The 239-nt window shown below is 56.1% G+C and carries 1 protein-coding gene; it reads left to right on the forward strand.

The features are described 5' to 3' along the window. Nucleotides 1-114: 114 nt before the first annotated feature. Nucleotides 115-239 (forward strand): PLDc N-terminal domain-containing protein (locus KVS67_RS14235; RefSeq protein ID WP_368669076.1); only part of this gene is annotated, 125 nt, incomplete at its 3' end.

Below are 239 nucleotides of genomic sequence, written 5' to 3' on the forward strand. Positions count from 1 at the left end.
TGGGTTCACACGAAACTCTAGGCTTGGCCCCCAACTGGGCCGGAAGGTGAGGTCAGGAACACGTACTTCTGGAGCACGATCTGGGCTGCGCTCTGGTGGTTCTTCACCATCTTTGTGTTCGTCGCCTACCTCATCGCACTGGTCTCAATCATCTGTGATCTCTTCCGGGACCGCGAACTCAGCGGCTTCTACAAGGCGATCTGGCTGCTTTTCCTCTTCTTTATTCCGTTCCTCCCGGC

It is taken from the genome of Micrococcus sp. GbtcB5 (genome assembly GCF_019091605.1).
GTDB lineage: Bacteria > Actinomycetota > Actinomycetes > Actinomycetales > Micrococcaceae > Micrococcus > Micrococcus luteus.